Genomic DNA, 24,167 nt, shown 5'->3' on the forward strand with positions numbered 1-24,167 from the left:
CGCGAGTTAGTCGCTTGTGGAGGCCCCCCTCCACCACGGCCTGCGGCCGCGGTCCCCCTCCGCGTGCCGGGGAGGATTGTTGCCTGTACCATCAAACCAGCGCCTTGGCCTCGTCGTCCATCTCGCCGGAGACTTCGCTCGCCTGGAGCAGCATCTCGGTGTGCGCAGCCCCACTCGGGATCATCGGGAAGCAATTGGCCAGCTTCGCCACGCGGCAGTCGACCAGAACCGGGCCGTCATGGTCGAGCATCGCCTGGATGCCGTCGTCCAGCTGACCGCGATTTTCGATACGGATGCCCTTCCAGCCATAGGCCTCGGCCAGCTTCACGAAATCGGGCAGCGCGTCCGAATAGCTCTCCGAATAGCGCGACTGATAGGTCAGCTCCTGCCACTGGCGGACCATGCCCATATATTCGTTGTTGAGAATGAATATCTTGACCGGCAGTCGATATTGCGTAGCGGTCGCAAGTTCCTGAATGTTCATCTGGATCGAAGCCTCGCCGGCGATATCGATCACGAGGTCGTCAGGATTTCCAAGCTGGGCGCCGATCGCGGCCGGCAGGCCATAGCCCATCGTGCCGAGGCCGCCGCTGGTCAGCCACTTGTTCGGCGCCTCGAACCCGAAATGCTGGGCCGCCCACATTTGGTGCTGACCGACTTCGGTGGTGATGATCGGCACACGATGCTTGGTCGCCTCGTACAACGCGCGGATCGCGCGCTGCGGCATGATGACGTCGCCGCTTTCCGGGAAATCGAGGCAACGCGTCGCCCGCCACCGCTCGATGCGGCTCCACCAATCGGTGAGATCGGGCCTGGGGTGGCCGCGCGACTTCCAGCATTGGACCATCGCGTCCAGTGCGCGCGCGCAATCGGCGATGATCGCGAGATCGACGCGAACATTCTTGTTCACGCTCGACCGGTCGATATCGATATGCACCTTGCGGCTATGCGGCGCGAAGGCGTCGAGCCGCCCGGTGACGCGATCGTCGAAGCGCGATCCGACCGCAATGATCAGATCGGCATTGTTCATCGCCCAGTTGGCTTCATAGGTGCCGTGCATGCCGAGCATGCCGAGCCACTGGTCGGACGAGGCTGGCAGCGCGCCGAGACCCATCAGTGTCGAGGTGACCGGCGCGCCGGTGAGTGCCGCGAGTTCGCGCAGCAGGCGGGTGGCTTCCGGGCCGGAATTGATGACGCCGCCGCCGGTGTAGAAGACCGGGCGTTCGGCGGCCGCCAGCATGTCGACCGCTTCCTGAATCTTCGCCGCTTCGGGCTCTGTTTGCGGGCGATAGGTCTTGTGCTGAATGGGGCCAGGAGTCTCGTAGCGCGCAGTGGCGACCTGAACGTCCTTGGGAATGTCGATCACCACCGGGCCGGGGCGGCCCGAGGTGGCGATATGAAATGCCTCATGGACGGTCGCGCCGAGCAATTCCGGTCGCTTCACCAGATAATTGTGCTTGGTGCAGTGGCGGGTGATGCCGACCGTGTCCGCTTCCTGAAAGGCGTCGGTGCCGATCAGCGCAGTCGGAACCTGGCCGGTGATGACGACCATCGGGATCGAATCCATCAGCGCATCGGTGATGCCCGTGATCGCGTTGGTCGCGCCCGGGCCCGAGGTGACCAGAACAACGCCCGGCTTGCCGGTCGAACGGGCATAGCCCTCCGCCGCATGGGTCGCCGCCTGTTCATGGCGGACCAGGATGTGCTTGATCCGATCCTGCTTGAACAGCGCGTCATAAATGGGGAGCACCGCACCGCCGGGATAGCCGAACACGACCTCCACCCCGAGGTCGTTGAGCGCCTCGATCAGGATGTCTGCGCCGCTTTTCTCGGTCACGATAATCTCCACTTCTTCCAAAACACGCACACACGGCAACGATGCTGCCGAGCGGCGCTGCTACCCGCACGAATATGATAGGTCAACCATCTTTAGAACAATTTTCTTTCAATGGTGATCATGTTCGCGTATAAATCTGTCTCCGTCGCCCGTTCCCAATCCCCCGGGGGCTGGCGACGGAACCAGGTATATTGTCGTTTCGCATATTGGCGCGTCGCAAGCGACCCTGCTTGTGCGGCCTGTTGAAAGGCCCATTCGCCGGCCAGCATCTTCGCGGTCTCCGAAACGCCGATCGCGCGCAGAATCGGTGCGTCAGGGGGCAAGTCGCTGCGCGCAAGCAGCGTGCGCGCCTCCTCCTGGCCCGTGTCGAGCATTGTCGCGAAGCGGCGGTCGATCCGTTCCCCGAGCCAATCGCGGTCGGGCAGCAGGATCAAGGGCGCGAGGTTGATGCGTTCGCCAATGCCGCCCTCGCGTCGCGCCTGCCAACGCGCGATCGGCCGTCCCGTCGAGCGAACCACCTCAAGCGCGCGGGCGATGCGGCTCGTGTCGGTCGGCTTCAGGCGTGCTGCGCTCTCGGGATCGGCCGCAGCGAGTGCCGCATGCGCCTGCGCCACCGAAAGCGCCCGCACCTCGGCCCGGATATGGGGATCGATTTCAGGCACCGGGGCGATACCGTCGAGCAAGGTGCGCAGATAAAGCCCGGTGCCGCCGACTAGGATCGGCAGGCGCCCGGACGCATGGGCCTCGTCGATCGCTGCGCGTGCTTCCGCTGCCCAGCGCGCGGCCGAGCACGCCTCCGCACCGTCGATATGGCCGAACAGCCGGTGGGGGACGCGGGCTTCCTCCTCGACACTCGGCCGCGCGGTCAGGACGCGAAGATCGGCATAGACCTGCATCGAATCGGCATTGATGATCGTGCCGTCATGCTTTTCGGCCAGTGCCAGTGCCAGTGCGGACTTGCCGCTGGCCGTCGGCCCTGCAATGAGCGCGACGCTCGGTAATCTTGGGGAAGCCATGTTCATTGCGACGCTGATAGCAGCCGAATCGATCGCTGCAGGCGAAATTTCAGACGCGGTCGAGACGATGACGCCGCTGTGCGACGTCGCCGGCTGGACCTGGATCGATGAAGGGCGGGCGGCGGACATTCATTTCAACCAGGAACCCGATCGGGCTGCCGCGGCGCTGGCGCCCCGCTTCGAACGGGCCGACGTCGTGATCCAGCGCGCCGAGCATCGCGCCAAGAAATTGCTCGTCGCGGACATGGATTCGACGATGATCACCGTCGAGTGCATCGACGAGCTGGCCGATTATGCCGGCATCAAGCCGCAGATCGCCGAGGTGACCGAGCGAGCGATGCGCGGCGAGCTGGACTTCGCAGCTGCCCTCGATGCGCGGGTCGCGCTGCTCAAGGGAGTGCCGGAGAGCGCGATCGACCGCTGCCTGGCGGAGCGAGTGAAGCTGATGCCCGGCGCCGAAGCGCTTGTGAAGACGATGCGCGCGCGCGGGGGGCACTGCATTCTCGTCTCAGGCGGCTTCACCCGGTTCGCCGAGCCGGTCGGCTCGGCGATCGGTTTCGATCGCGTGATCGCCAACCGGCTGGAGATTGCCGATGGCGCGCTCACCGGCACCGTGGCCCGGCCGATCGTCGACAGCGGCATGAAGGAGGCGACGCTGCTCGGCGCGATCGCCGATCTGGGCCTGACCGCGGAACAGTCGATCGCGGTGGGCGACGGCGCCAACGATCTGGCGATGATCCGCGAAGCCGGTCTAGGCGTCGCCTATCACGCCAAGCCGATCGTCGCCGAAGCTGCCGGCGCACGGATCGATCATGGCGACCTGACCGCGCTGCTCTATGCGCAGGGGATTCCCAGCGCAGAGTGGGTGACGGCCTGACCGCTGTCAGCGCACGCCGCGGCCGAAGCTGTAGGACAGGGCGAGACCGCCTGAGAATTGGTTGCGCGAGCCGAGCTGCGTGACGAACGGCGAGTCCGCCGCGTCGCCGACCAGGCGGTTATAGGCGACATAGCCGTAAAGGCCCCAGCGCGTGCTCAACTGCCGCGTCGCGGTGCTGCTGATCCCCACCGAATGGATCGGATCGTTGCTGATCGAATAAGCGGCGAGTCCGGCTTGGCGATCGCGCGCCGACACGCCGAAATAGGCGCGGCGAAAGCGTGCGTCCGAGAGCGAAACGCGCGGGCCGACCGCCACCAGCCAGCGATCACCGTCACGGACGACGTAATCAAGGCTGAGGTCGCTCACGAGCCCGTTGTGGCCAGAAACCGCCTTGCGGACCTCGCTGCGGATACGGAGTTCCGGGGTGAACCAATAAGCGGCGGCGCCACCGAGCTCGACGCTGAAGCCGACCGAATCGACATCGGCTCCCACGCTGCTGCGCCGGCGCGAGCCGACAAAGTTCATCGCGGTGCCGAGTTCGAGGCCGTCATGGCGGTACAACGGAATGCTGAAGCTTTCGTCCGCCGCTTCGAACTCGAAGGGGGAATCGCCGCGCGCGCTCACCACGTCGATCAGCGGGCGGATGACATTGTGGTCGGCGCCAGGATAGCTGGGCACCGCCTGAACGCCGATCGACACGCGGGTGCGGCGCTCGCCGTCCTGCGGCTGATCGCTCTGCGCCTGGGCGCCGGAGGCAAGGGCAAGCGGGACGGCGGCGAGAAGCGCGGCAACGGGGCGTCTGATCATGCGTGCGGACCCTTTCATTCCTTTACCGCGACGCAGGGGCTGATCTCGCGGCAGGCTTCGACGGCCTTTGCGCGAGAAGGGAAGGGGCCGACAAGCAGTTTCGTCAGCCGACCCGACTTGACCTGATAGGAACGCAGTCCCGGGAAGCGCCCGCGAACCTGCGTCCAGAGCCGGTCTGCATTCGACGCGACCGCGAATGCGCCGAGCTGTACCCGCCAGCTGCCATCGGGCGTCGCTGGGGCGGGTTTCGGGGCCGGCGATGCCGTGGTCGGCCTGGGCCTGGCCGGCGATGCGCCTTTGGCGGGCGCATGCACGACCGTGCTGGCCGCCTGCTCATAGCTGCGCGCAAGCGTCAGGCCAGCTTCCCGATCCTCCGCAGGGATGAACTGGTCCATCTGCGCGAGCGTCTGCGTCGCGGCGTTCAGGCCGCTTGCGGACGACCGCGTCATCAGCGCGTAGGCGCGAATCCAGTTCTTGGTCACGCCGTCGCCGTTGAACAGCATCACGCCCAGAACATATTGCGCCCGCGGTTCGCCCCGGGTCGCCGCACGGTCTAGCCAGGGCACCGCCTGCGCCTGCTTTCCGTTCTCGAACAGCAGCAAGCCATAATTGGTCTCGGCCTGTTCATGCGCCTGACGGGCGGCGAGGCCGAACCAGGTTTCCGCTTCCCCCAGATCGGCTTTCACGCCGCGACCGAGCTTATAGGCCTGGCCGAGGTTGAACTGCGCATCGGCATCACCCTTTTCGGCGGCGGGCTGCCACAGCGCGACCGCCGCCTGGTAATCGCCGCGAGCATAGGCATCGACGCCTCGTTTGACCGGGCTGTCCTGCGCCAATGCCGGGCTCCCCAACGCCAGTGCGGCCGAAACTGCAATTATCCCCAGCGGCTTCATTTCGTGAACAGGCTCCATTTCACGCGTTTATGGTGAATGGCAATTAACCATCTTTTGGGAAAGATTTTACTACTGCCGATCGATCTCCCTCCGCCGCCCGCCGCGGCGTTAACCGGTTCTTATCCGCCGGCATGACATTTCCTGTTGCGACTGGTTCCGAAATCTTGAGGGGGTTCATGCGCGTTCTAGCGATGGCATCGCAGAAAGGCGGGTCCGGCAAGACCACGCTGTCCGGGCACCTCGCGGTGCAGGCGCAACTGGCCGGACAGGGCCCCGTCGTGCTGATCGACATCGATCCGCAGGGATCGCTGTCCGACTGGTGGAACGAGCGCGATACCGAATTTCCGGCGTTCGCGCAGACCACCGTTGCGCGGCTCGCCGCCGATCTGGAGGTGCTGCGCCAGCAGGGCTTTCGACTGGCGGTGATCGATACGCCGCCGGCGATCACGATGGCGATCCAGAGCGTTATCCAGGTCGCCGAACTGATCGTGATCCCCACCCGACCCAGCCCGCACGACCTACGCGCGGTGGGGGCGACGGTCGATCTGTGCGAGCGTTCGGGCAAGCCGCTGATCTTCGTCGTGAATGCCGCCACGCCCAAGGCGCGGATCACCTCCGAAGCGGCGGTGGCGCTCTCGCAGCACGGCACCGTGGCGCCGGTGACGCTGCATCACCGCACCGATTTCGCGGCGTCGATGATCGATGGCCGTACCGTGATGGAGGTCGATCCCAACGGCAAGTCCGCCGCCGAGGTGGAGGCGCTGTGGGGCTATATCGCCGATCGCCTGGAAAAGAATTTCCGGCGCACCGTGTTCAGCGCGCCCGCCGCGCCGGCCGCATTCGGCATGGCGCGCCCGGCGAGCGGCTTCGGCCGCCGCGTTGTGAGCTGAGGAGGTGCGGATGATCGGCACGCCAAAGCCCACCGCATCGCTCTCGTCCGGCCTGCTCGCCCGCAAGGGACAGGCGCGCCCCGCGATGCGGCCACAAGGCTTTTTGGGCATCACGCATTCGGGCGGCCCGGACGATCTCGGCTGGAACGACATGGGGCTGGACTCGCATGGCGCAGCACCGGTGCCGGCGCCCGCCCCGCTCGCGGACGCCGCCGTTCGGCCGCCGGTCACGCCGGTCGAGCGCCCGGCGGTGCTCCGTCAGCGCGAAGTGCTCGATCGCCGTCTTGCAGAGCCGGCGGCTGAGGCGGTGCCCGAGCCGGTCGAACCGGCGCAGGCTGCTCCCGTCGAGCCGCCAGTTCCTGCTGCTGCCGCCGAATCCGAACCGGAAGCGGCGCCGGTCGCGACGCGGGCCTTGTCCCGCAACCTCGTCGATCGGGTGGCGCGCGATGTGCGCGCGAAGAAGGGCAAGGCGGCATTCACGCTCCGCCTCGACACCGATCGTCACCTTCGGCTGCGCCTCGCATCTGCGGTGACCAACCGCTCGGCGCAGCAACTCGTGACCGAAGCGCTCGACGCCCTTCTAGCGTCGCTGAAAGAGGTCGACACGCTGGCCCGTCAGGTCGGCACCGGACGGAAAGAATAAGGGGACCGACGATGAACCGTCGCTTCATGCTCTCGCTCGGTGCCGCCGCCTTTGCGGTGTGCGGTACCGGGGCAAGCACCATGCTTGCGCAGGGGCGGGCCTTTGCCGCATCGGCCGCCAACGCCAAAAAGGCTGCCGAAGAGGCGCGGGCGGCGCGCAAGGCGATCGAGGGGCGCCACGGCGAACGCGCGGTGCGGCACGCCGAAGCGGCGGTCGCCAATGATCCGCGCAATGCCGACTATCGGGCGACGCTGGGGCAGGCCTATCTGCTCGCGGGCCGCTTCACCTCCGCGGGACAGGCGCTCAGCGATGCGCTTGCGCTCAACCCCGCAGACGGTCGCGCGGCACTGAATCTGGTGCTAGCGCAGATCGCGGAAGGCAATTGGGCCGAGGCCCGGACGCTGCTTGTGGCGCACGCCGAACGGATACCGGCCAGCGACCGGGGCCTGGCCTATGCCCTGGCCGGCGATCCGGTGACGGCGGTGCAGATCCTGTCCGCCGCCGTCCGCGAGCCTGGCGCCACGCCGAAGACACGCCAGAATCTGGCGCTCAGCCTGGCGCTTGCCGGCCGCTGGGGCGAGGCCAAGATAGTGGCGGCGGCGGATATTGCGCCCGATCAGCTCAATGCCCGCTTGCTGCAATGGGTGGCGTTCGCCCGGCCGACCAACGCCTATGACCAGGTCGCGGCGCTGCTCGGCGTGCGCGCGGTGGAGGATCCCGGCCAGCCGGTCGCGCTTGCGCTGGCGCAGCAGCCGGCAATCGCGGTCGCCGCCGCGCCGACGCCGGCGAGCCAGCCCGAGGAAGCGTATCTCGCCGAGCCGACGGTCGAGCCGATGACGGTCGAGTTGGCTCAGGCGACCCCGGCACCTTCGCCGCAACCGACGCCAAGGCTGGTATTCGCGCCGCGCCGCGAGATCGTGCAGCCGCTGCCGGCGCGCAATCGGACCCAGCCCGCACGAATCGCGCAAGCGATTCCGGTTCAGGCCACGAGGGCAACCCCGGCGAGTTTCGCAAGCGGCCCCTATTTCGTGCAGCTCGGCGCCTATGCCAACGCCGATGTGGCGCGCGATTCCTGGGCGAATCTTGTCCGGCGGGTAGCCATATTACAGGGGCAGGCGCCGCAGGGCAGCAGCGTTTCGACCCCGACGGGCAATTTCTATCGCCTGTCGGTGGGTGGTTTCGCCCGGCAGGGCGCCGATTCGCTCTGCCGGACGGTGCGAAGCCGCGGCGGTCGCTGCTTCGTCCGCACACAGGCGGGCGACGCGGTCGCGCGCTGGTATCGTGCCGGCGGCAAACAGGTCGCCGCCCGCTGATTTGGCGGCTCAGCCAACCAGCGTGCCGCCCTTGTAAAGCCTGAGCACGCGGCCCTGCGTTGGCAGCCGGTCGAACGGGGTGTTGCCGGCGCGAGCGTTCATCCTTCGCGCGTCGATGATCCAAGGCGTGGCGGGATCGAGTACGATGAGATCGGCAGGCTTGCCGATCGCCAGCGTGCCGCAATCGACGCCGAGGATGCGTGCCGGGTTCGCCGCGAGCAGCGCGAACAGCCGTTCGAGCGACACGCGCTCGTCGCGGACCAGCGTGAGCGACAGCGCAAGCAGCGTCTCCGCACCCGCCATGCCGGGCTCGGCATCGGCGAAGGGGAGCCGCTTGGCCTCGGGCCCGCGCGGATCATGGCCGGAGGTGATTACATCGATCGTGCCGTCCGCCACCGCGTCGAGTGCCGCCTGACGGTCGCCTTCGTCGCGTAGCGGCGGCGAAAGACGCGCAAAGGTGCGGAAATCGCTGATGGCATTGTCGGAGAGCAGGAGATGGGCCGGGGTGATCCCGCACGTCACCTTCACGCTGCGCCGTTTGGCGGCACGGATCAGATCGAAGCTCGCCGCCGTGGTGACCTGACGGAAATGGAGCTTCGCGCCGGTTTCTTCCGCCAGCATCAGATCGCGGGCGATCGCCAGTGCCTCGGCAAGCGCCGGGGCGGCGGAAAGGCCGAGCCTGGTCGCGGTCTCGCCCTCGGTCGCCACCGCGCCGGCGGCCAGGCCGCCGTCTTCGGCATGGCTGACCACGGTGAGTCCAAGGTCGCGCGCATAGAGCATCAGCTTGCGCATCGTCCCCGAACTGGCGATCCAGCCGCGTCCCGTTGCCACCGCACGCGCGCCGGCCGAGGCGTTGATCGCGATTTCGCTCAGATCCTCGCCCAGCAGCCCGCGTGTCGCCGCCGCCATCGGATGGACCCAGAGCGACGGCTTGCCCGAAACCGCCGCGCGGCGGATCACGCCGGGATCGTCGAGCACCGGCGACTGGTCGGGCATCAGCCCTACGCGCGCGATGCCGCCGAAGCGACAGGCGGCCTGATCGACGGCAAATACGCCCAGATCGACGAGGGCAGGGGCGAGGATGCGGCCCGCCACGTCGATCACCTCGGCATCGGCAGGGGCATCGACCTCGCCGACCGCCGCGATCATGTCGCCGCGCACGAGCAGATCGCCCTTGCGGGCGCCGCCTTCGGGGCAGACGAGCTGGGCGTTGCGGAACAGGATGCTGCTCATGCCCAGCCCTCCACGCCGCGGGCTCGTCGGGTAAGCACGTCGAGGCAGGCCATCCGCACCGCCACGCCCATTTCCACCTGCTCGGTGATCGCGCTCCGCTCGGGGTGATCGGCGACGATCGAATCGATCTCGACGCCGCGATTCATCGGGCCGGGGTGCATCACCAGCGCATCGGGCTTCGCGCGGGCCAGCCGCTCGCTCGTCAGGCCGTAGCGCATGTGGAACTCGCGGGTGGACGGAATATAGCTGCCGGCCATGCGTTCGTTCTGGACGCGCAGCATCATCACGACGTCGGCGCCGTCGATCGCGGCATCGAAATCGGTGAAGGGTTCGACGAACATCTTTTCGATTCCTGCGGGCATCAGCGTGGATGGCGCCACGACACGCACCTCCGCGGCCAGCGCCGTGAGCGCCAGCATGTTCGACCGCGCGACGCGGCTGTGCAGAATGTCGCCACAGATCACCACCCGCTGCCCCGCGACCTGGCCGCGCCGGCGGCGGATGGTGAGTGCATCGAGCAGCGCCTGGGTGGGGTGTTCGTGCCAGCCGTCACCGGCGTTGAGTACCGGACAATCCACCTTGTCGGCGATCAGCTGCACCGCGCCCGAGCTGGAGTGGCGGATCACGATCACGTCGGCACGCATCGCGTTGAGCGTGACGGCGGTGTCGATCAGCGTCTCGCCCTTTTTCACGCTGCTCTGCGCGGCATGCATGTTGACGACGTCGGCGCCCAGCCGTTTTCCGGCGATCTCGAACGACAGCAACGTGCGCGTCGAATTTTCGAAAAAGGCGTTGATCTGGGTGAGCCCTTCCAGCCTTTTGTCGCTCTTGGCGCGGCTGCGATTGGCCTCGACCCATTGCTCCGCTTCGTCGAGCAGGAACATGATCTCGTGCGGCTGGAGTCCCGAAATGCCGGTGAGGTGCCGGTGCGGGAAAACGGCGCTGCCCTGAATCTGGGCACCGGGGCGGTGATCGGAAGGTTGCATCAAAGCCGCCGCCTAATAGCCGCCGGGCGCCGGCGCAAGCAGGTCAGGCGTTTACCAGACCGTCGATCGCACCTTGCAGGATATAGGCGGCCGCCATCTTGTCGATCAGCTCGGCGCGCTTGGCCCGGCTGGCGTCCTGTTCGATCAGCGTGCGCTCCACTGCGACGGTCGACCAGCGTTCGTCCCACATCAGGATCGGCAGGCCCATGTCTTCGCAGTTGCGGGCAAAGGCGCGGGTGGACTGGGTGCGTGGGCTATCCGTTCCGTCGAGGTTGAGTGGCAGGCCGATCACCATGCCGCGCACCTGCTGGGCCGCGATCAGCTCGGCGAGGCGTGCCTTGTCCTTGCTGAACTTGGTGCGGCGGATCAGATCGGCCGGGCTCGCAAAGCTCCAGCCGGCGTCGCAAAGCGCCGTCCCGATCGTCTTGGTGCCGACGTCGAGGCCGATCAGGCGGCCGCCATCGGGCAGCGCGGCGCGGAAATCGCGGGGGGCGGTGGTGATCACGCGCCGTCCATAGGCGAAGGTGCCATGGCCTTCAAATAGCCGCTGCTACTTGCTGGCGCCTTCGAACGCGGCGAGACGCCGCGCGGCGTCTGCACGGACATTGGCCCAGAACAGGCTATAGTCGAACACGTGATAATTGTTGCCGGGCAGCACATATTGGCCGAAGTCCGGGGGCGAGCTGCCGATCATCAGGAAGCCGCGGCCCTCGCACCGCGCGGGCACGCGGCCGACGCGCAGTTCGGCGGTCTGGAAATTGGGGCCGGGGATCAGCGCGCCGAGATTGGCGCTTGCCGGGGCGCTGCCACCTGGCTCGCCGGTGATCGGATTGGTGCACAGCATTTTCGTGCTCGCGCGCGGCTGGCCGGTGAAGCCGTTGCTCGCATCGAACGTGTCGACGATCAGCGCCGGATCGGCCGGTTCGGCGAAGCTCTGCCACGAAAGGATGCATCCCGTCGCCTGCGAACCGTCGCACGCGGGCAGGCCCATCTTCGGCAGATCGGCGGTGAGCGAGACCGGCCAGCCGACGACATAGGCCGCGACGATTCGCTTTGCGAGCGGCGTGCCCGCGACGCGATCGACCAGCAGGCGTGACAGGTGCAGCGCGCCCTGGCTGTGGCCGGCGAGGATGATCGGGCGATCGCCGACTTCCTTCAGGAACGCATCGAACGCGGCAAGCACGTCGCGATAGGCGAAGTCGAGCGCCTGCTGCGCCGCCTGCTTGTTCGACAGGAATGCGCCGAACGTCGCCTGGCGGTAACGCGGCGCCCAAATCGCCGCGCTGTCGTTGAACGCGCTCGCCTGGCCGCGCAGGAACAGTTCGGCGCGGGCATTCGCATCGCGATTGTCGAGCGGGGCGTTCCACCGCTTGGTGTCGAGGAACGAGGTGGGGTGAATGAAGAACATCGCGGCGCGCGGATTCGCGGCGGGACTATAGCCCGAAGGCGTCCATAGCGCGGGATTGCCGGGCTTGTCCGGCCGCGCGATCCACATTTCCGCGCGCGCGTAATCGCGCGACGAAACCGGCGGCAGCGCCACCGCGTCGGTCGACGGCACCATGAACTGGCGCATCAGCTGAATGCCATAGAGGCGATAGGCGAACATCGCGGCGACGGTGAGCATGGTCAGGATCGCGACTGCATAAAGAAACTTCCGGGCCAATGGCCTCTCCATTGTGCAATGCAGCAAAAACTGCCCGGGGGGCAACCGCGTTCCGACCAGTTACGCGTGCGAAGGATGCAATCGCAAGTGCCGATGCACGACGCGGGCGCTTGATGGCGCCGGGTTCGCCTGATAGGCGCGCGTCATGTCCGTAGACACCGCAACCGTGAAGAAAGTGGCGAGCCTGGCGCGTATCGCGATCAGCGACGCCGACGCCGAGCGCATCGCGCCCGAACTCAACAACATTCTCGGCTGGGTCGAGCAGCTGGGTGAGGTTGACACCGCCGCTGTCGAGCCGATGACGGCCGTGATCCCGAACCGCCTGCGCCTGCGCCCCGACGTGATCACCGATGGCGACCAGCGCGACGCGGTGCTGGCGAACGCGCCGCAGGGCGAACATGGTTTCTTCACGGTGCCGAAGGTGGTGGAATGAGCGACCTGACCGATCTGGGCGTCGCCGCGATCCGCGACGGCGTGCGCAAGGGCGACTTTTCGGCACGCGAAGTCGCCGATGCCTTCATCGTGGCGGTGAGCAAGGCCAAGCCGCTCAACGCCTTCATCGTCGAGACGCCGGAGCATGCGCTCGCCGCCGCTAAGGCCGCCGACGAGGCGCGTGCCGCCGGCGAGACGCTGAAGCCGCTGGCCGGCGTGCCGATCGGCATGAAGGATCTGTTCGCGACCAAGGGCGTGCAGACGAGCGCCGCCAGCCACATCCTCGAAGGCTTCAAGCCCGAATATGAGTCGACCGTCTCGCACAAGCTGTGGGAAGCGGGCGCCGGCATGCTCGGCAAGCTCAATCTCGACCAGTTCGCGATGGGCTCTTCGAACGAGACGAGCTATTTCGGCAACGTGATCTCGCCGTGGCGGCGTGGCGGCGGCGACAACGCGCCGCTCGCCCCCGGCGGTTCCTCGGGCGGCAGCTCGGCGGCGATTGCGGCGCGCCTGTGTCCGGCGGCGACCGGCACCGATACCGGCGGCTCGATCCGCCAGCCGGCGGCATTTACCGGCATTTCGGGCATCAAGCCGACCTATGGCCGCTGCTCGCGCTGGGGCGTCGTGGCGTTCGCCTCGTCGCTCGACCAGCCGGGGCCGATGGCGCGCGACGTGCGCGATTGCGCGATCATGCTGGAGGCGATGGCGGGCTTCGATGCGAAGGATTCGACGTCGCTCGATATGCCGGTGCCGCACTGGGAAGCCAATCTCTCCGCCGATCTGCGCGGCAAGCGTGTCGGCATCCCGGCTGAATACCGGATGGACGGCACGCCGGCCGAGATCGAGGCGCTGTGGCAGCAGGGCATCGACTGGCTGAAGGATGCGGGCGCCGAGATCGTCGAGGTGAGCCTGCCGCACACCAAATATGCGCTGCCGGCCTATTACATCATCGCGCCGGCCGAGGCGTCGTCGAACCTCGCCCGCTATGACGGCGTGCGTTATGGCCTGCGCGAGCTGGCCGAGGGGCAGAACCTCCAGGACATGTATGCCGCCACCCGCGCTGCCGGTTTCGGCGACGAGGTGAAGCGCCGTATCCTGATCGGCACCTATGTGCTGTCGGCGGGCTTCTACGATGCGTACTACACCCAGGCGCAGAAGGTGCGGGCGCTGATCGCGCGCGATTTCGACAACGCATGGAGCCAGTGCGACCTGCTGCTGACCCCGACCGCGCCGAGCGCCGCCTTCGCGCTGGGCGAGAAGAACGACGACCCGCTGGCGATGTATCTCAACGACGTCTTCACCGTGCCGTCGAGCCTGGCAGGACTGCCGGCGATGAGCGTGCCGGGCGGTCTCGACGCCGCCGGCCTGCCGCTGGGGCTGCAGATCATCGGGAAGCCGTTCGACGAGCAGGGCGTGCTCGACGCCGGGTTGGCACTCGAGCAGCGCGCCGGCTTTACGGCGCGTCCGCAGGCGTGGTGGTGATCTAAAAATCCTCCCCGGAACGGGGGGGAGGACCGCGCTCCGCAGCGGTGCGGTGGAGGGGGATCGCAGCGACGGTGTCGGTCGTGGATGGCCCCCTCCACCATTCGCAGGCGCGAATGGCCCCCCTCCCCGTGCCGGGGAGCATTTTTATCCGTGCACGATCGGCACGGCGAGGTAGGCGAGGCGCCGTACCTCGCGGCGGCCGCGTACCACCGTGTCCAGGATCAGCCCGGTAAAGAAGCTGAGCGTGGCGACGATCGACAGGCCGGTGACCAACACGGCGGTCGGCAGGCGCGGAACCTGGCCTGTGTGCCAATAGGTTACGCCCAGCGGCACGGCGAGAATCAGCGCGAGCAGCGCCAGCACCGCGCCGACGCCACCGAAGAACAGGATCGGTCGCTCGACACGGAACAGGCTGATGATCGTGCGCAGGATCCGCCACCCGTCGCGATAGGTGGAGAGTTTCGAGGTCGACCCCTCCGGCCGTGCCGCATAGGCGGTGACGATCTCCGCCACCGGCATGCGCAGCTCCAGCGCATGGATGCTGATCTCGGTCTCGATTTCGAAGCCGGCGGACAGCACCGGGAAGCTCTTGACGAACCGGCGCGAGAAGACGCGGTAGCCCGACAGGATGTCGCTGAAGCTGCGGCCGAACAGGCGCGCCAGCATCCCGGTCAGCAGCCGGTTGCCGAAGCGATGGCCGCGGCGATAGGCAAGCTCGATCTCGGACTTGCGCGCGCCAACCACCATGTCGAGCTGGTCGTCGAGCAGCCGCTCGATCAGCGCGGGCGCAGCGGCCGCGTCATAGGTCAGATCGCCGTCGGACAGGATGTAGATATCGGCTTCGATGTCCGCGAACATGCGGCGGACGACATGGCCTTTGCCTTGCATCCGCTCGGTTCGAACCACGGCGCCGGCGGCGCGGGCAACGTCGACGGTGCGGTCGCGGCTGTTGTTGTCGTACACATAGACGGCGGCGCCGGGAAGGCTGGCGCGAAAGGCTTCCACCGTCCGCGCGATCGCGACTTCCTCATTGTAACAGGGCAGCAGCACCGCCACCCGCAACGCTGCGATTCGCGCCTGCAACTCAGCCGTAATCGGGGCCATTCGTGCCATACTCCAGTCGATCCGGCGCCTAATCGACTCCGTCGCCTTGCGCAATTGCGCGCTGGACCCGACAGGCCTGACGCGCGATAGGCGTTGACAAGCACCATTCAATTCCCAGTGAAGAGCACATGGCGACCAAGACTGCATCGAGCTACCGAATCCAGGGCGAAACCGGCGAATGGGAGGTCGTGATTGGCCTCGAAGTCCATGCGCAGGTGACGTCGAACGCCAAGCTGTTTTCCGGCGCGGCGACGGCGTTCGGAGCCGAGCCGAACAGCCAGGTGAGCCTGATCGACGCGGCGATGCCGGGCATGCTGCCCGTTCCCAATCGCGAATGCATCCGCCAGGCGGTTCGCACCGGCATGGCGCTGGGCGCGGTGATCAACAAATGGTCGCGGTTCGACCGGAAGAACTATTTCTACGCCGATCTGCCGCAGGGCTATCAGATCAGCCAGCTCTATCACCCGTTGGTCGGCGAGGGGCAGCTGGAGATCAGCCTCGACGAAAAGGATCCCGCAGCCGAGGTGAAGACGATCGGCATCGAGCGCATCCATGTCGAGCAGGATGCCGGCAAGCTGATGCACGATCAGCATCCGACGCGATCCTATGTCGACCTCAATCGCGCCGGCGTCGCGCTGATGGAAATCGTGTCGAAGCCCGACATGCGCTCGCCGGCCGAGGCTGGTGCGTATCTGAGCAAATTGCGTTCGATCCTGCGCTATGTCGGCAGCTGCGACGGCAACATGGACCAGGGCTCGATGCGCGCCGACGTCAACGTCTCTGTGCGTAAGCCCGGAGACGAATTCGGCACGCGCACCGAGACGAAGAACGTCAACTCGGTCCGCTTCGTGATGCAGGCAATCGAATATGAGGCGCGTCGCCAGGTCGAGGTGCTGGAGAGCGGTGGGCGCATCGTCCAGGAAACCCGCCTGTTCGATCCTGACCGGGGCGAAACGCGGTCGATGCGATCGAAGGAAGACGCGCATGATTACCGCTATTTCCCCGATCCCGATCTGTTGCCGCTCGAGCTGGACGAAGGCTTTCTCGACGATTGCCGCCAGAGCCTGCCCGAACTGCCGGACGCGAAGCGCCGCCGTTATGAGGAATCGCTTGGACTCACCGCTTACAACGCCGCGGTTCTGACCGCCGAGGCGGAGACGGCGCGCTGGTTCGAGGCGCTGCTCGCCGAAAGCGCGCGGATCCAGAAGAAGGGCGAGCCGGAAGTCGCGCGTGCCGCCGCCAACTGGCTGCTGTCGGACCTTTACGGAGCGCTCAACCGGCTGGGCAAGGGCATCGAGGAAAGCCCGGTGAGCCCGGAGCAGGGCGCCGAATTGCTGGCGCTGGTCGCCGACGGGACGATCTCGAACACGCTGGGCAAGCAGGTGTTCGAGATCATGCTGGAAACCGGCGATGCGCCCGGCAAGATCGTCGAAGACCGGGGCATGAAGCAGACCAGCGACACCGGCGCGATCGAGGCGGTGATCGCCGAGGTTCTGGTCAAGAACCCGAACCAGCTGGAGCAGTATCGCGGCGGCAAGGAGGCGCTGTTCGGCTTCTTCGTCGGCCAGACGATGAAGGCGATGGGCGGCAAGGCCAACCCGGCGGTGGTCAATGAGCTGCTGAAGAAGGCGCTGAGCTGACAGGAGGGTAGGGGATGCTGCGTCGACTGATCGTTCTCGCGCTCTGCCTGTTGCCGCTGGCGGCGTCGGCGCAGACCGCACCGGCTCCGGCCAGCAACCCCAGGGTCGCGATCGAGACCAGCGCCGGGCGCATGGTGGTCGAGGTCTATCTCGACAAGGCGCCGATCTCCGCGCGCAATTTCCTGCGATACGTCGGTGCGAAGCGGCTGGACGGGACGGTGTTCTATCGCACCGTCAAGCCGGCCGACCATTTCGGCTTCGTCCAGTTCGGCGTTCAGAATTCGCCGAAGAAGATGTTCCCGCCGATCAAGCATGAGCCGACGACCGAGACCGGCATCAAGCATCTCGACGGCACGCTGTCGCTGCCGCGCCTCGCACCCGGCACGGCACGCGGTGAGTTCACCATCATGGTCGGCGATCAGCCGTCCTTCGATGCGGACCCGAGCAAGCCGGGCGATAATCTCGGCTATGCCGCGTTCGCGCGCGTGATCGACGGGCAGGACGTCCTGCTCAAGATTTTCGACGCGCCGACCTCGCCCACCAAGATGCTGATGGGCAGTTTCAAGGGCGAGGTGCCAGAGGCGCCGGTGAAGATCCTCACGGCGCGGCGAATTGCCGAGTAACGGCTAGTGGCGGTGCGACTCGAGGTAGAGATAGCCGGGATCGAATTCTGCAAGTTGCTTTAGGGCCTCGACGTCCTTGAGCGTGACGCGGCCGCTGCGAAACTCGACCAGGCCTTTCTCGCGCAATTCCCGTAGCACGCGATTGACGTGTACAGGCGTCAGTCCAAGGCATTCGGCAAGCTCCGCCTGGCTGATCGGAAGCGCATAGCTGTCCGGCTCGGCCAGGCCGACGACGCTCAGCCGGACGTGCAACTCGCAAAACAGGTGCGCCGCCCGCTTGATCGCCGAGCGACGGCCGAGCGACACCTCCCATTCGCGGTGGATGCAGGCATCGACATTGGTGGAGAACCACAGCATCCGCGTGAGGTGTGGCAGTGTTTCGGTGATTTCGCGGAGCCGCTCATGGGGCGCCCGCGCGATCACGCAGGGGGTGAGCGAGAGGACCGAATGGTCGAGCCGTCGCAGCGTGAACCCGTGCAGATCGGCGAAATCGCCGGGCACGTGGATGTGCGTGATCTGGCGCTGGCCGTCGCTCATATCTTTGTACCGGCAGATCAGGCCATCGATCAGCAGCGTCGAGAAGTGCAAATTCTCCCGCGCGCGCACGATCACGCGGCCGGCGGGATATTCGACAGTATCGACGATTGTCCTACGCAGCGCGGCTTCTTCGGTTTCTGAAATTTCGTCGCGAAGACGAAGTTTCAGCAGCAAACGATCAAGCATCGTCTCTGCTCCCCGTTGTGGCAAACCCCAACGGCAGCCTTAGATATCGAGCGTTAGCATGGTACCGGCACGAAAGCGAAACGATAGCTATTGCTGGTCGCTTTCCTGGTTCTTCACCACACCTGCGGTGCCGCCCACGCCGTCGGGCGCGCCCGCGGGTTCTTGCGGGGACGTCGTGCCGCCGCCGCCTGCTGCATCGGCCGCGTCCGATCGCGCCTCGACGGCCTGCTGAATGTCGGGCCGTTCGTCCTTGCGTTCGGTGTCCATGGTTTCTCCTTTTTTGTTGTTCGGGTTCATGCGACCGGCTGACCGGGCGCGATGCCGGGATCGCCGCCGGGGGCGGGTTGCGGCGCGGGTACGTCGATATCCGGTCCCGGCGGGGCGATCTCCGGCGGTGCGGGGTTCGGCTGACCGGGGTCTGGCATCGGGGTTTCGGCAGGGGGAACGGTGGGCTGGACGGGGGGCTCGACAGGCACGGGCATCACTCCTCTTTGCCTGTCCCAACGCGGGAAGTGACGCTTGTGTTGCGTGCATTCTCGCATCGCGACTTGCTCCCGCACCCACGCCTGCTATAGAGCCCGCCGACCGGCGGTGTCCCCTGCGGGCGTGGCGGAACTGGTAGACGCGCTGGATTTAGGTTCCAGTATCGAAAGATGTGGGGGTTCGAGTCCCTTCGCCCGCACCAGTCCTTCGCGGCTGATGTGTGGTACACCGCAATTCCGATTCTTTGAGAAAGCCTGAGAATGCAGACTGTCGAGACGTTGAACGAGGGCCTGAAGCGCGCCTACACGCTGAAGATCACGGCGCAGGACATCGACTCGAAGGTCGATGCCGAAGTGAAGCGCGTCGCACCGCAGGTGCGGATGCCGGGCTTCCGTCCGGGCAAGGTGCCGGCGAACCTGGTGCGCAAGATGCACGGTGAGGCGCTGGCGCAGGACGCGCTCAACAGCTCGATCCAGGACGGCATTCAGAAGCTGATCGCCGATCACAAGCTGCGGCCTGCGATGCAGCCGTCGGTTCGCCTGGAGGGCGACTATGCGCCCGGCGGCGATGCCGAGATCAAGGTCGAACTCGAAGTTCTGCCCGATGTCCCGGCTCCGTCGATCGACGGCCTCAAGCTCGAGCGGCTGACCGTGCCGGTGAGCGACGAGGCGGTGCAGGAGCAGCTGCAGCAGCTCGCCAGCCAGCAGAAGAAGTGGGAGGACGCGCCCGAGGGCCATGCCGCCGCGACCGGTGACCAGGTTGTCATGGACTTTGTCGGCAAGGTCGACGGCGTCGCCTTCGAAGGCGGCACCGGCGAGGGCATGGCGGTCGAGCTCGGTTCGGGCCGCCTGATCCCCGGCTTCGAGGAGCAGCTCGAAGGCGTGAAGGTCGGCGATGAGAAGCAGCTGAACGTAACCTTCCCGGAAGATTACGGCGCCAAGAATCTGGCTGGCAAGGCCGCGACGTTCGACGTCAAGGTCACCGCGGTGCAGACCGCCGGCGAAACCACGATCGACGACGACATGGCCAAGGCGTTCGGCCTTCAGGACCTGGAGCAGCTGACCGGCCTGCTGAAGGGCCAGATCGAGCAGCAGCTGAACGGCCTGACCCGCACCCACATGAAGCGCAAGCTGCTCGACCAGCTCGCCGCCGGCCACGACTTCCCGGTGCCGCCGTCGATGGTGGAAGCGGAGTTCGACCAGATCTGGCACCAGCTGCAGCACGAAACCGAGCATGAGGAAGATCCGGCTGCGGCGAAGGCCGAGCTGGAGAGCGAGCGTGATGATTATCGCGCGATCGCCGAGCGCCGCGTGCGCCTGGGCCTGCTGCTTTCCGAAATCGGCACCGCCAACGGCGTTGAGATCACTGCGCAGGAAATGAACCGCCTGATCGCGCAGGCCGCGCAGCAGTACGGCCCCGAGGATCGCCAGCGCTTCATCCAGTATGTCCAGCAGGAGCCGATGGCCGCCGCCCAGCTGCGCGCGCCGCTGTTCGAGGACAAGGTCGTCGACTTCCTGTTCGAGAAGGCTGAGATCACCGATCGCGAAGTGACGCGCGAGGAACTCGAAGCCGCGATCGAGAGCGAGGACGGTTTCGCTTCGGGCACGCACGTTCACGATCACGATCATGATCATGGTGCGAAGCCGGCCAAGGCGAAGAAAGCCAAGGCCGCCGATGCCGATGCGCCTGCCGAGGAATCGGCTGCAAAGCCGACGAAGAAGCCTGCTGCCAAGAAGACCGCGGCGAGCGACGAGACCGCTGACGACGCGGTGCCGGCCGAGCCGGTGAAGAAGGCGGCCACCAAGAAGGCGCCGGCCAAGAAGGCCGAAGCCGCAGCGGAGGACGCGCCGGCCAAGCCGAAAAAGGCGCCGGCCAAGAAGAAGTCGGCCGAATAAATCCTGGCCGCCACGCCTTCGGCTGGATGTGCAGACGGTACGGCGTCGGACTCAGGTCCGGCGCCGTTCGCGTATGTGGTGGGCTGTGATTCGGCTTCAATCGGGGGTGGGGTTCCCGGTGGCGGCGCTGCATTCGTTGCCTACGCATGCATCCCCTCTTGCACCTTGGTGCTCGAGCGCCGATGTTGGGGCCGGGCAAAACACAACCATGAGATTATCCCACATGCATCCGCTTTCCGGTCAGATGACCATCGATCCCGTCACTGGCGCGCTCGTTCCGATCGTTATCGAGCAGTCGAGCCGCGGCGAACGTAGTTTCGACATCTATTCGCGCCTGCTGCGGGAACGAATCGTTTTCGTCACCGGTCAGGTCGAAGACCATATGGCGTCGCTGATCACCGCCCAGCTGCTGTTCCTCGAATCGGAAAATCCGAAGAAGGACATCTGGATGTACATCAATTCGCCGGGCGGCGTCGTCACGGCGGGGATGGCGATTCACGATACGATGCAGTATATCCGTCCCCGCGTCGGCACGGTGTGCATCGGCCAGGCGGCGTCGATGGGCTCGTTCCTGCTGGCGTCGGGCGAGCCCGGCCTGCGCGTGGCGCTGACCAACGCCCGCATCATGCTGCACCAGCCTTCGGGGGGTGCGCAGGGTATGGCGTCGGACATCGAGATCCAGGCCAAGGAAATCCTGCGGATCCGCGCGCGCATGAACGCGCTGTATTCGAAGTATACCGGTCAGCCGATCGAGAAGATCGAGACGACGATGGATCGTGACTCGTTCTTCGAAGCCGAAGAAGCTAAGGCGTTCGGCATCGTCGACGAGGTGTATGAGAAGCGTCCGGTGCCGACCGAGGATGCGGCAGCGGGGAATTAACACTATATACCTATCCTCGAACGCCCGGCGATTCCCGGTGCAGGGAACGTCGGGCGGGCGGGGCGATTATGGATTGCCGGAACTTCGCCTGCGTGTAGGATGGCAGGCGAGCGTTACGCGCCCGAGGCGCGAAGGATGGATTGAATGACCAAGCTCAGCGGCGGTGACTCGAAGAGCACGCTTTATTGCTCCTTCTGCGGCAAGAGCCAGCACGAGGTGCGCAAGCTCATCGCGGGCCCGACCGTGTTCATCTGCGATGAGTGCGTCGAGCTCTGCAACGACATCATCCGCGAGGAAACCAAGTCCTCGCTGGTATCGAAGAAGGATGGGGGCGTCCCCACGCCGCAGGAAATCTGTGACGTGCTCGACGATTACGTCATCGGCCAGAAGAAGGCGAAGCGCGTCCTCTCGGTCGCGGTGCACAACCACTACAAGCGGCTCAATCACGGCGCCAAGGGTGCCGATGTCGAGCTCGCCAAGTCGAACATCCTGCTCGTCGGCCCCACCGGCTGCGGCAAGACGCTGCTGGCGCAGACGCTGGCACGCATCCTCGACGTGCCGTTCACCATGGCCGATGCCACCACGCTCACCGAAGCCGGCTATGTCGGCGAAGACGTGGAGAACATTATCCTCAAGCTGCTCCAGGCCTCCGACTACAACGTCGAACGGGCGCAGCGCGGCATCGTGTACATCGACGAGATCGACAAGATCAGCCGCAAGGCCGAGAATCCGTCGATCACGCGCGACGTGTCGGGCGAGGGCGTGCAGCAGGCGCTGCTGAAGCTGATGGAAGGCACCACTGCAAGCGTTCCGCCGCAGGGCGGCCGCAAGCATCCGCAGCAGGAATTCCTGCAGGTGGACACGACCAACATCCTGTTCATCTGCGGCGGCGCTTTCTCCGGCCTCGAGAAGATCATTGGCGATCGCCTGCAGGGCAAGTCGATCGGTTTCGGCGCGCATGTGGCGGCTCCCGACGAGCGCCGCACCGGCGAACTGCTCCGCCAGACCGAGCCGGAGGATCTGCTCAAGTTCGGCCTGATCCCCGAATTCGTCGGCCGTCTGCCGGTGATCGCGACGCTGGAAGATCTCGACGTCGAGGCGCTGATCAAGATCCTGACCGAGCCGAAGAACGCCCTGGTCAAGCAGTATCAGAAGCTGTTCGACATGGAGGCGGTCAAGCTCGGCTTCACCGACGACGCGCTCACCGCCGTCTCGAAGAAGGCGATCGAGCGCAAGACCGGCGCACGTGGCCTGCGATCGATCCTCGAAGGCATCCTGCTCGACACGATGTTCGACCTGCCCAGCATGGATGGCGTCGACGAAGTCGTGGTCGACAAGGACGTGGTCGAGGGCCGCAAGGAGCCGGTGCGGATCTACGCCAAGAAGGAAAAGGCCGGCAGCGCCGCCTGATCCCGTCGAACGTTACAACCGCTTGTGGCACGCAGGGTTCGCTACTCTGCGTGCCTTTTTTATTCTTCCATGCTTGATCAGAGCCTCGCTGCCGAGTCGGCGTTCAATTGCTGGTTGTCCGCACTGGCGGTTTGCGGGCGTAATCGGCCGTTGAACAGGTAGAGCAGCGTATTGCTTCGCGCGATGACGAACACGTGCAAGCCAACACCAGAAATGACAGCCCAGGAGACCAGGAGGGTATAGAAGATTACTGGCTGATCGCGCAGCCCCCCCACCGCGTTAGCCGCGATGTAGATCAGGAGATACTGGAACAGATAGGCCGTGTAGATTGATGATCGAAGCGTATCCATCGCCTTCGATGCCCGATCGAGAAACCGAAGCCCGCACCACATGATCGCCAGCGTCGCCCAGCAACGGACAGCAGGCAGCACCGCCAGCCAACCGGCCTTGGTGACGATGTCGGGCAATGTGAGGCTCGCCAGCCCGGCATAGGCGCCAAGGACGATAAGCCCGATGAGAAGATTGGGGCGTACCGCCGCCCGCCGCATTGCCTCCGCTTCATACAGTAGGATTCCCATCGCGTAGAACGGCAGGTAGCGGGCTGTGACTTCGACGATCCAGGGGACGTCCCCCACAAGTTTGGCGAGCACTGTCGCTATGACTTTCCACGCGAGGCTGGCGATAACGATCGCACCGACGAGCGAAGCAGAGGCAAGCAGCGGTGAAACCGCCAGGCGATCTAGGGCGTGCCGATGCCTATGGACGACGGGCACCAGAATCGGCGCGATCAGCACATAGACCGCGAGTGAGATCAGGAACCAGAGATGGATGTGCCAAACGAAAATGTGCGAATTGACGTCGCGGGACTGGAGAACGGCGTCGATCAGATCGTGCACATTGAGCGTGCCATAAGCGTATACATATGCCAGTACCCACGTAATCGGATTGAGCAAAAATAGTCCACAAATTAGCGGCACGAGCACGTTGCGCAATCTATCCTTCAGAAAACGGCGTGATCCCCGTTTCTGGAGGAGCATCGCGCCTAGAAATCCTGATACCGCAAAAAACAACGCCATGCGGAATGCATCGGAAATCGGCGTGACTAGTTCCAGCGGGCCGAAATCACCGAGATTGGCAGCGTGAACGAAGACGCCCAGCAACATCGCGAGCACGCGGATATTGTCGAGATAGATGTAGCGAACGGCCTTGGATTCCACGGTATCCCCCTAAGGCCAACGCCCGTGCCACGACGGAGCTGGCGGCGTGAGAGCCTATCCCATGGGTTTGCAAAAGGAAACCAATCTGAGAAGTCGCCTCAAGCCCATTCCGCCATC

The 24,167-nt window shown here is 65.7% G+C and carries 24 protein-coding genes and 1 tRNA gene; 12 read left to right on the top strand and 13 right to left on the bottom strand.

Going from position 1 to position 24,167, the window contains the following annotated elements:
• Positions 1–91 precede the first annotated feature (91 nt).
• The gene (locus tag ACX40Y_RS16435; protein ID WP_459120646.1) at positions 92–1,837 is read right to left on the bottom strand and encodes an acetolactate synthase 3 large subunit; all 1,746 of its coding nucleotides are present in this window, start codon (positions 1,835–1,837) and stop codon (positions 92–94) included.
• Positions 1,838–1,929: 92 nt separating this feature from the next.
• On the bottom strand, positions 1,930–2,853 hold the full coding sequence (miaA, locus tag ACX40Y_RS16440) for a tRNA (adenosine(37)-N6)-dimethylallyltransferase MiaA (protein WP_459120672.1): 924 nt from the start codon (positions 2,851–2,853) through the stop codon (positions 1,930–1,932).
• Between miaA and serB the strand changes: the two genes are divergently transcribed.
• Positions 2,852–3,730: a phosphoserine phosphatase SerB gene (gene serB / locus ACX40Y_RS16445; protein WP_459120647.1), complete on the top strand. Its 879-nt coding sequence runs from the start codon at positions 2,852–2,854 to the stop codon at positions 3,728–3,730. The two genes, miaA and serB, sit on opposite strands and share 2 nt — an antisense overlap.
• A gap of 6 nt (positions 3,731–3,736) precedes the next feature.
• On the opposite strand, the gene ACX40Y_RS16450 is transcribed toward serB, so the two are convergent.
• Positions 3,737–4,537 carry a MipA/OmpV family protein gene (locus ACX40Y_RS16450; protein WP_459120648.1) on the bottom strand — a complete coding sequence of 267 codons (801 nt, stop codon included), beginning with the start codon at positions 4,535–4,537 and terminating at the stop codon, positions 3,737–3,739.
• A 14-nt stretch (positions 4,538–4,551) separates the two neighbouring features.
• The gene (locus ACX40Y_RS16455; protein ID WP_459120649.1) at positions 4,552–5,448 is read right to left on the bottom strand and encodes an SPOR domain-containing protein; all 897 of its coding nucleotides are present in this window, start codon (positions 5,446–5,448) and stop codon (positions 4,552–4,554) included.
• 158 nt (positions 5,449–5,606) lie between these two features.
• Here ACX40Y_RS16455 and ACX40Y_RS16460 point away from each other — a divergent pair, with 158 nt between their 5' ends.
• The 3 genes from ACX40Y_RS16460 to ACX40Y_RS16470 are packed head-to-tail and all read left to right on the top strand — an operon-like array spanning position 5,607 to position 8,276.
• A complete protein-coding gene (locus ACX40Y_RS16460) occupies positions 5,607–6,320 on the top strand; it encodes an AAA family ATPase (protein ID WP_459120650.1) in 714 nt (237 codons plus the stop codon).
• Positions 6,321–6,330: 10 nt separating this feature from the next.
• The gene (locus tag ACX40Y_RS16465) at positions 6,331–6,963 is read left to right on the top strand and encodes a hypothetical protein (protein WP_459120651.1); all 633 of its coding nucleotides are present in this window, start codon (positions 6,331–6,333) and stop codon (positions 6,961–6,963) included.
• A gap of 11 nt (positions 6,964–6,974) precedes the next feature.
• Complete coding sequence (locus tag ACX40Y_RS16470) at positions 6,975–8,276, top strand: tetratricopeptide repeat protein (protein ID WP_459120652.1); 1,302 nt, start codon at positions 6,975–6,977, stop codon at positions 8,274–8,276.
• Positions 8,277–8,285: 9 nt separating this feature from the next.
• Here ACX40Y_RS16470 and ACX40Y_RS16475 read toward each other — a convergent pair whose 3' ends face one another.
• From ACX40Y_RS16475 to ACX40Y_RS16490, 4 genes are read right to left on the bottom strand one after another with little or no spacing between them, the layout of a single operon-like run.
• Positions 8,286–9,509 carry a dihydroorotase gene (locus ACX40Y_RS16475; RefSeq protein ID WP_459120653.1) on the bottom strand — a complete coding sequence of 408 codons (1,224 nt, stop codon included), beginning with the start codon at positions 9,507–9,509 and terminating at the stop codon, positions 8,286–8,288.
• Entirely contained in the window at positions 9,506–10,495 is a 990-nt protein-coding gene (locus ACX40Y_RS16480) for an aspartate carbamoyltransferase catalytic subunit (protein ID WP_459120654.1), read from the bottom strand. Before ACX40Y_RS16480 ends, ACX40Y_RS16475 begins: the two co-directional genes overlap by 4 nt.
• Positions 10,496–10,538: 43 nt before the next feature.
• Entirely contained in the window at positions 10,539–11,000 is a 462-nt protein-coding gene (ruvX, locus tag ACX40Y_RS16485; RefSeq protein WP_459120655.1) for a Holliday junction resolvase RuvX, read from the bottom strand.
• A gap of 45 nt (positions 11,001–11,045) precedes the next feature.
• The gene (locus ACX40Y_RS16490; protein ID WP_459120656.1) at positions 11,046–12,158 is read right to left on the bottom strand and encodes a DUF3089 domain-containing protein; all 1,113 of its coding nucleotides are present in this window, start codon (positions 12,156–12,158) and stop codon (positions 11,046–11,048) included.
• A 145-nt stretch (positions 12,159–12,303) separates the two neighbouring features.
• Here ACX40Y_RS16490 and gatC point away from each other — a divergent pair, with 145 nt between their 5' ends.
• Together gatC and gatA are read left to right on the top strand one after the other, a co-directional pair.
• Entirely contained in the window at positions 12,304–12,591 is a 288-nt protein-coding gene (gene gatC, locus ACX40Y_RS16495) for an Asp-tRNA(Asn)/Glu-tRNA(Gln) amidotransferase subunit GatC (protein ID WP_459120657.1), read from the top strand.
• Positions 12,588–14,072: an Asp-tRNA(Asn)/Glu-tRNA(Gln) amidotransferase subunit GatA gene (gene gatA / locus ACX40Y_RS16500; protein ID WP_459120658.1), complete on the top strand. Its 1,485-nt coding sequence runs from the start codon at positions 12,588–12,590 to the stop codon at positions 14,070–14,072. The genes gatC and gatA overlap by 4 nt, the downstream gene beginning before the upstream one ends.
• 147 nt (positions 14,073–14,219) lie before the next feature.
• Here gatA and ACX40Y_RS16505 read toward each other — a convergent pair whose 3' ends face one another.
• Positions 14,220–15,179: a glycosyltransferase family 2 protein gene (locus ACX40Y_RS16505; protein ID WP_459120659.1), complete on the bottom strand. Its 960-nt coding sequence runs from the start codon at positions 15,177–15,179 to the stop codon at positions 14,220–14,222.
• Between the two features lie 128 nt (positions 15,180–15,307).
• On the opposite strand from ACX40Y_RS16505, the gene gatB reads away from it, so the two are divergent.
• Together gatB and ACX40Y_RS16515 are read left to right on the top strand one after the other, a co-directional pair.
• Positions 15,308–16,819: an Asp-tRNA(Asn)/Glu-tRNA(Gln) amidotransferase subunit GatB gene (gene gatB / locus ACX40Y_RS16510; protein WP_459120660.1), complete on the top strand. Its 1,512-nt coding sequence runs from the start codon at positions 15,308–15,310 to the stop codon at positions 16,817–16,819.
• A gap of 14 nt (positions 16,820–16,833) precedes the next feature.
• Positions 16,834–17,442, top strand: a complete 609-nt coding sequence (locus ACX40Y_RS16515) for a peptidylprolyl isomerase (RefSeq protein WP_459120661.1) — start codon at positions 16,834–16,836, stop codon at positions 17,440–17,442.
• 3 nt (positions 17,443–17,445) lie between these two features.
• Here ACX40Y_RS16515 and ACX40Y_RS16520 read toward each other — a convergent pair whose 3' ends face one another.
• The 3 genes from ACX40Y_RS16520 to ACX40Y_RS16530 form a co-directional block, all read right to left on the bottom strand.
• Positions 17,446–18,165: a Crp/Fnr family transcriptional regulator gene (locus tag ACX40Y_RS16520; protein ID WP_459120662.1), complete on the bottom strand. Its 720-nt coding sequence runs from the start codon at positions 18,163–18,165 to the stop codon at positions 17,446–17,448.
• An 87-nt stretch (positions 18,166–18,252) separates the two neighbouring features.
• On the bottom strand, positions 18,253–18,432 hold the full coding sequence (locus tag ACX40Y_RS16525) for a hypothetical protein (RefSeq protein ID WP_459120663.1): 180 nt from the start codon (positions 18,430–18,432) through the stop codon (positions 18,253–18,255).
• Positions 18,433–18,458: 26 nt separating this feature from the next.
• A complete protein-coding gene (locus tag ACX40Y_RS16530) occupies positions 18,459–18,641 on the bottom strand; it encodes a hypothetical protein (RefSeq protein ID WP_459120664.1) in 183 nt (60 codons plus the stop codon).
• Positions 18,642–18,765: 124 nt separating this feature from the next.
• On the opposite strand from ACX40Y_RS16530, the gene ACX40Y_RS16535 reads away from it, so the two are divergent.
• From ACX40Y_RS16535 to clpX, 4 genes are all read left to right on the top strand, one after another.
• Positions 18,766–18,850, top strand: a tRNA-Leu gene (locus tag ACX40Y_RS16535).
• Positions 18,851–18,908: 58 nt separating this feature from the next.
• Positions 18,909–20,543: a trigger factor gene (gene tig, locus ACX40Y_RS16540; protein WP_459120665.1), complete on the top strand. Its 1,635-nt coding sequence runs from the start codon at positions 18,909–18,911 to the stop codon at positions 20,541–20,543.
• Between the two features lie 244 nt (positions 20,544–20,787).
• Positions 20,788–21,423, top strand: coding sequence for an ATP-dependent Clp protease proteolytic subunit (locus ACX40Y_RS16545; RefSeq protein ID WP_019368058.1), 636 nt, complete (start codon positions 20,788–20,790; stop codon positions 21,421–21,423).
• A 144-nt stretch (positions 21,424–21,567) separates the two neighbouring features.
• The gene (gene clpX / locus ACX40Y_RS16550; protein ID WP_459120666.1) at positions 21,568–22,833 is read left to right on the top strand and encodes an ATP-dependent Clp protease ATP-binding subunit ClpX; all 1,266 of its coding nucleotides are present in this window, start codon (positions 21,568–21,570) and stop codon (positions 22,831–22,833) included.
• Between the two features lie 77 nt (positions 22,834–22,910).
• On the opposite strand, the gene ACX40Y_RS16555 is transcribed toward clpX, so the two are convergent.
• On the bottom strand, positions 22,911–24,050 hold the full coding sequence (locus ACX40Y_RS16555) for an acyltransferase family protein (protein WP_459120667.1): 1,140 nt from the start codon (positions 24,048–24,050) through the stop codon (positions 22,911–22,913).
• Positions 24,051–24,167: the final 117 nt, after the last annotated feature.

The sequence above is a fragment of the Sphingomonas sp. RS6 genome (genome assembly GCF_054489705.1).